The 6,520-nt window shown below is 56.8% G+C and carries 5 protein-coding genes; 2 read left to right on the forward strand and 3 right to left on the reverse strand.

The features are described from left to right. On the reverse strand, positions 1 to 1,383 hold a 1,383-nt coding region (locus HY298_04735), incomplete at its 3' end, for a hypothetical protein (GenBank protein ID MBI3849583.1). A 353-nt stretch (positions 1,384 to 1,736) separates the two neighbouring features. On the opposite strand from HY298_04735, the gene HY298_04740 reads away from it, so the two are divergent. Further along, positions 1,737 to 3,761, forward strand: coding sequence for a DUF1553 domain-containing protein (locus tag HY298_04740; GenBank protein ID MBI3849584.1), 2,025 nt, complete (start codon positions 1,737 to 1,739; stop codon positions 3,759 to 3,761). Between the two features lie 121 nt (positions 3,762 to 3,882). Further along, on the forward strand, positions 3,883 to 5,343 hold the full coding sequence (locus HY298_04745) for a DUF1501 domain-containing protein (GenBank protein ID MBI3849585.1): 1,461 nt from the start codon (positions 3,883 to 3,885) through the stop codon (positions 5,341 to 5,343). A gap of 3 nt (positions 5,344 to 5,346) precedes the next feature. On the opposite strand, the gene HY298_04750 is transcribed toward HY298_04745, so the two are convergent. Next, positions 5,347 to 6,369, reverse strand: coding sequence for a 1-phosphofructokinase family hexose kinase (locus HY298_04750; GenBank protein MBI3849586.1), 1,023 nt, complete (start codon positions 6,367 to 6,369; stop codon positions 5,347 to 5,349). Then, positions 6,370 to 6,520 (reverse strand): hypothetical protein (locus tag HY298_04755; GenBank protein MBI3849587.1); only part of this gene is annotated, 151 nt, incomplete at its 5' end. It lies immediately after the preceding gene.

The raw sequence follows: 6,520 nt of genomic DNA on the forward strand, positions 1-6,520 counted from the left end.
AAGCTGGTTCCAGTGGAACTGGCCTTCCCAGAAGTTTGTGTTCGCTCCACCGGAATAATCTGTCCTGCTTGCAGCCCCAGGCCCGTTGGTGTCACCACCGTAATTAAGGATCAGCAGAAAACCGTGCGCGCCGAATCCTTCCGTATAACCTCCATTATCAGCGCCGGCGGTCCCTGGTGGGACCCAGTCATTTTGGGGATTTTTGTTGAAGTCCGGAGGAAGAATGAAGGAGTCTTCGCTAATGTAATGAGCCAGGTTCCCTCCGTTTTCGTACATAGTGAATCGCATGTACAGGTAGTAGTCGCCTGTCGCCGCGAACTGCACCTTATAGTTGACGAAATCCGAGAATCGACCGAACGAAGGACTTTGTGTGAACAACGCACCCTTCCCAGATGCCGTCGTGTTGGTTCCGAGTATGGACTCGCCGTAGAATGCAACATTGGTGCTCACCGTCGTGACGGCCGCAAATCCCGCGGTGAGATTACGATTTGACTTGGCTACAAAGTTCTCAGTTTCCATCACCAGGAAGGGATAATTGTTGGTCGGGGTCACGACCGTGTTTTCCGGCTGCTGGACCGCCACCTTATTAACAAAGAGATCATCGAGTTGCTGCTGCGTATAGTCGTTCAGCAGGTTCGTGTGCGTGCTGAACAGCCACTGATCAATCGTCACGCCCTGTTCACGGTACGCGATGGTGAAATCCTGCGGAACCCCGACCATGGCCGGCGTGACCACATAGTGGAAGGGATTGCCGGCCCGCGGAGTGCCGTCCGCATTGGTGATGGCGCCACTGAGGAACGAGCTTACAAAAAGCTGGTTCCAGTGGAACTGGCCTTCCCAGAAGTTTGTGTTCGCTCCACCGGAATAATCTGTCCTGCTTGCAGCCCCAGGCCCGTTGGTGTCACCACCGTAATTAAGGTCGCTAAGATAACTACCCAGGTTCGAGCCATTCTCGAACATCGTAAAGCGCATATACATGTAGTAGTCGCCCGGCTGCGAGAACACCACCTGATAAGTCACCTTATCAGCGAATCGGCCAAATAATGGGCCGAATGTGCCCAGCGCACCTTGCAAGGATGCCGTCGTATTGGTTGCCAAAATCGCATTGGTATAGCCCCCGCTGAAGTTCGTGCCGTCGTTGTAAACCTTGACAAAGCCAGTCGGCGGATCTGTTACCAGCGTCTTGGAATTGTCGAAAAAGCTCTCGCCTTCCATGGACAGGAAGTAAAAGGCGTTACTGCCTGACCCCACTTTGTTACACGGGTTCTGCACGCTGGGCGCCCCGAACTCCGGTACCTGAGCATTGGCTGCAAACTGGGCGGACGTGACCATGATCACGCCCGCAACGAAACCGGTTATTTGAGTTAGGATAGATTTTTTCATAACTGTCTTTGTGGACTACTTCTGGTATAGGTTTGTTCGTACTTACAAAGCACGATAGCACGGGGCTGATGGGCGCAGTTAATCGCGTCACGTGGTAACTGTCAAGGGTTATTTCAAAATGGATTGTCAGCTTTTTTAACAGTCGAACAGTCGCCTTTCAGTTGGTTTTTGTTTGCTGGGTCGGTGAGAAGTGCGTACTTTATCCCCTTATAGGCTGGAATAAATTGGTATCCATCTGCGCTGATCTGATTAATGTGAGAATTTATTTGCGTCATTTGGAAGCATTGGTTGTCGGTTGCTTCGCGGGCGCTTTTGCAGTTGCGCACGGTGCGGAAGCGATTAGCGAGACAACACTGGCAGCTTCCAAAAAGGCGCATTGGGCGTATATCAAACCCATCCACCCCGAACCGCCGACGGTCAGAAATAATATATGGCCCCGCAATCCGATTGATTTCTTCATCCTAGCCCGACTCGAAAAGGAAAGGCTATCTCCCGCCAGAGAAGCTGAGCGCGCCGTGTTGATTCGCCGGTTGAGTCTCGATTTGACCGGCCTGCCACCTACGGTTGTCGAAGTGGAGGCGTTTGAAAAAGACCGCAGTCCGCGAGCTTACGACAACTTGGTGGACCGATTGCTCGCCTCGCCACACTACGGCGAGCGGATGGCGCGGTTGTGGCTTGACCTCGCGCGTTATGCGGATTCCAACGGCTATCACATCGATACCCGGCGTTCAATGTGGCCGTACCGCGATTGGGTGATCCAGGCGTTCAACCAGAACATGCCGTTCGATGAATTCACGATCGAGCAACTCGCCGGAGACCTGTTGCCGAACGCCACGACGGACCAGAAAATCGCCACGGGCTTTCATCGCAACACGATGTTCAATGAAGAGGGCGGCATCGACCCCGAGGAATTTCGTGTCGCCGCCGTCATTGACCGCGTGAACACAACGGCTATGGTCTGGCTGGGAACGACACTGGGTTGCGCCCAATGTCACAATCACAAATACGACCCGTTCACCCAAAAGGAGTACTACCAGTTCTACGCGATCTTCAACAACACGATGGAAACCGGCGGCGGCACGGGTGCCAGCCAGTCGCCGCTGCTGGAATTTCCGACGCAGGAACAAGAAACCAAGTTGAAGGAACTTCGTTCCAAGATCGCTGAATTGGAAACCAACCTGAAGACCGCAACGAACGAACCGTCGGGAGACACCAATAAACTTTCCAAACTGAAAGACCAGATTGCCGACTCTAAGAAATCCGAGAAGGAATTGGTCAGGCAGGTCAAGAGCACGCTGGTGTTGCAGGAAAAAGCCGAGCCGCGACCGACCAAAATCCAGATTCGCGGGAATTTCCTCAATGTAGGCGACACGGTTTCGCCAGGCTTTCCCGCCGTGCTCAATCCAGCGCCTGCTGACGCGCCCATCAACCGTTTGACGCTTGCCCGCTGGCTGGTCCGCCCGGAAAATCCGCTGACCGCGCGCGTCATCGTGAACCGTTTCTGGGAACTTCACTTCGGCACCGGATTGGTGAAAACAATGGAAGATTTCGGAAGTCAAGGCGAGCGTCCGTCGCACCCCGAACTGCTCGATTGGCTGGCGACGGAATTCATTCGCCTTGGTTGGGATATGAAGGCGTTGCACAAACTGATCGTCACTTCGGCGGCGTATCGTCAGTCAAGCCGGGTTGATGCGAGAAAGCTGGAACTGGATCCGTTCAATCGCTTGTTGTCGCGCGGGCCACGGTTTCGGATGGAGGCGGAGATGATTCGCGACAGCGCACTCGCGATCAGCGGTCTGTTGAATCAAAGAATCGGCGGGCCAAGTGTGTTCCCTTTTCAGCCGCCGGGACTTTGGACCGAAATCGGCAACAAGGATTACGGCATTGGCGATTGGGTCGTGAGTCAGGGCGACGAGCTATACCGGCGCGGGATTTATACATTCTGGCGACGCTCGATTCCTTATCCGGCGTTCGTCGGCTTTGATGCCCCGAGCCGGCAACAATGCACGGCGCATCGGGCGCGTTCCAACACGCCACTCCAGGCATTGACGACCCTCAACGATCCGTCTTTCTTCGAAGCTGCGCGCGCGCTGGCGCAACGTTTGATCAACGAAGGTGGAAGCGATGTTGGAGCACGCGTGACTTACGGTTTCCGGCTTTGCCTCTCGCGTTCGCCAACCGCGAAGGAGCGCACTCGTTTGTGCACGCTACTTGAACAGCAACTGGCAAACTTCAAAGCTGATAGTAAAGCCGCGGAAACACTGGCGAAGTATGGTCATGCCCCGGTGCCGGCAGGTTTGGATGCGAGTGAGCTGGCGGCGTGGACGATTGTGGCGAATGTGCTTTTGAATCTGGATGAGACGATTACGAAGGGATGAAACACCAAAATACCCAAGTACCCAAATACGCAAGGAGTCTCATACACTGCAACTCGCTGTGTTGGGTGTTTGGGTGTTTTGGTGTTTGGGTACTTAAAGCGCTATGAGGACGCCATCTGCCATGACCGGCAAACATTGCTCCGACTACGCCAAGCTGATCACCCGCCGGCATTTCTTCGCCAAAAGCGCCACAGGCATTGGCACCATCGCGCTGGCGTCGCTCTTGAACGAGAAGCTATTCGCCACGACTCACAAACCGGCTCCGCACGATCCGTTGAGCATCAAGCCGCCGCATTTTGCGCCACGCGCCAAGCGGGTCATTTACTTGTTCATGTATGGCGCGCCGTCGCAATTGGACCTCTTCGATTTCAAACCAAAGCTGAAGGAACTGACCGGCAAGCCGGTGCCTGAAGACATGATCAAGGGTCAGCGCTTCGCTTTTCTTAAAGGAATTCCCAATCTGGTTGGGACGCCATTCGAGTTCGCCCGGCATGGGAAATCGGGCGCTGAGCTTTCTGAGCTGCTGCCCTACACGGCGCAGATGGCGGACAACATCGCCATCGTCCGTTCCATGCACACGGATGCTTTCAACCACGACCCGGCGACGACGTTCATCAACACCGGTTCGACCTTCATGGGGCGGCCCTCCATCGGCGCGTGGTTGACTTACGGTCTCGGCAGTGTCGCGCGAGACTTGCCGGGATTCGTAGTGTTGGTCTCCGGCAATGGCGCGCAACCCCTCGGCACGCATCATTGGGGGAGCGGTTTCCTGCCGACGACTTATCAGGGTGTCCAATTCCGCTCGCAAGGCGACCCCGTGTTGTTCGTTTCCAATCCGGAAGGCGTGAGCGACAAGGTCCGACGACAATCGCTGAATGCGGTGCGTGACTTGAATTCTTTGGAGCACGAAGCGATTGGCGATCCGGAAATCCTCACGCGCATCAATTCATTTGAAATGGCGTATCGGATGCAGACCAGCGTTCCCGAACTGATGGACATTTCGAGCGAGCCGAAAAAAGTCCAGGAGGAGTATGGCGTTGAACCGGGCAAGGCGACATTTGCCAACAACTGTCTGCTGGCGCGCCGGCTGGTCGAGCGTGGCGTGCGGTTCGTACAGTTGTTTCATCGCGATTGGGACCATCACGGCGGCAATGGCGATCAAAATTTATTGAAGGGGTTGCCGGAGCGCTGCCGTCAGACCGACCGCCCGGCGGCGGCATTGGTGAAGGACTTGAAACAGCGCGGCCTGTTGGACGACACGTTGGTGATCTGGGGCGGCGAGTTTGGACGCACCCCGATGCTGCAAGGCGAAGTGACGAAAACAGTAATGGGACGCGACCATCATCCGCGCGCGTATTCGATCTGGATGGCCGGCGGCGGCATCAAACCGGGCATCACCTTCGGCGCGACGGATGAGCTGGGTTACAACGTCACGGAGAACCCGGTGCACATTCATGATTTCCAGGCCACCGTACTGCACCTGTTGGGACTGGATCACACCAAGCTGACTTATCGCTTCCAAGGTCGCGACTTCCGCTTGACCGATGTGCACGGGGAGGTAGTGGCCGGGCTGCTGGTGTGATTCTCAACCGGCTCGTCGGACTTTCTTTTCATACAGCCGGATGACCGAGTGCGTCGGCAATACTCCCGGTGGAACTTGAGTCGCCACGGTCCCAATCGCCACGCCGTGGCGCAACCATTCCTGCGGCGGCGCGCCACGCTCGATCTGTCGCGCCACGGCTGCCAGCAGCGCGTCCCCTGCCCCCACAGTATTTTGCGGCTCAACGCGCAATGGCGTGGCAAAGCAATGGAAATCCTCGGACACGTTGACCAGCAGGCCGGCTTTTGCGCCGCGCGAAACCAAAACCCAACCGCGGGTTTGTTGCGACAACGCTCGAGCGGCGCGACCCAGCTCCACTTCTGAGCACAGTGTCCGCCCCCACCATTGCGCGAGTTCGTGGTCGTTGGGCTTCACCAGGAACGGATGCGCCTTAACCGCTGCAGACAACGCCGGCCCCTCGCAGTCGAGCAGCGTCTTCACACCGAAACGGTGCGCAAGTCGGATAAGTTGGGAATAGGCCGTGACAGGCACGCCGCGCGGCAGGCTGCCGGACACAATGAGCAGACCGCCGGCAGGGCGCGTCACTCCGTGCGTGCCGCGGTTTCGAGGTCGTGAGACGGCGCGCACGGAGTGACGCGCCCTACCCTGCTCGGCACAGATTCGCTTGAGATGCCGTTCAACGTTTTTCAACACCCCGTTCCACTCGCGTCGGCTCAGTTTCGGCCCGAGGGGATTGAAACGCATCTGACGTCCGGCGTCTGTTGTAACAATGATGTTGGCGCGCGTGGGTTCGCAGAGGCGAACGATTTTCGCCGGGAGTTTCTCCGCGCGAAGATAACCCGCAAGTTCGTCACCCGTCTGACCGCCGAGGGGAAGGAGCAGTTCCGGTTTGCCGCCGAGATGTTTGAGCCAGCGCGCGACGTTGATGCCCTTGCCACCCGCCCAGCAGCGTTGCGATTGCACCTCGTTCTTTTCCTCCCACTGAATGTGTTTCAGCCGCCACTCGACATCGATCGACGGATTCAGCGCGAGCACCAACGAGTGCATTTACGGGTAGAGCAGCAACCGGTAGAAGCGGGTCGCGCCCAGTCCGCCGGTCTGTGAACCGTCATCGACGAAGGTGAAATTGCCGGTGGCGGAGGTGACGATGTTGGTGAAGGTGTTCCACGTCGTCGGCGCGAGCGATGGCGTCCATTGC

The organism is Verrucomicrobiota bacterium (assembly GCA_016200005.1).
Lineage (GTDB): Bacteria > Verrucomicrobiota > Verrucomicrobiia > Limisphaerales > PALSA-1396 > PALSA-1396.

Excerpts from the sequence above, each read along its gene's own strand:
- HY298_04745 (MBI3849585.1), top strand. The coding sequence starts at position 3,883 with ATGACCGGCAAACATTGCTCCGACTACGCCAAGCTGATCACCCGCCGG.
- HY298_04750 (MBI3849586.1), bottom strand. The coding sequence starts at position 6,369 with ATGCACTCGTTGGTGCTCGCGCTGAATCCGTCGATCGATGTCGAGTGG.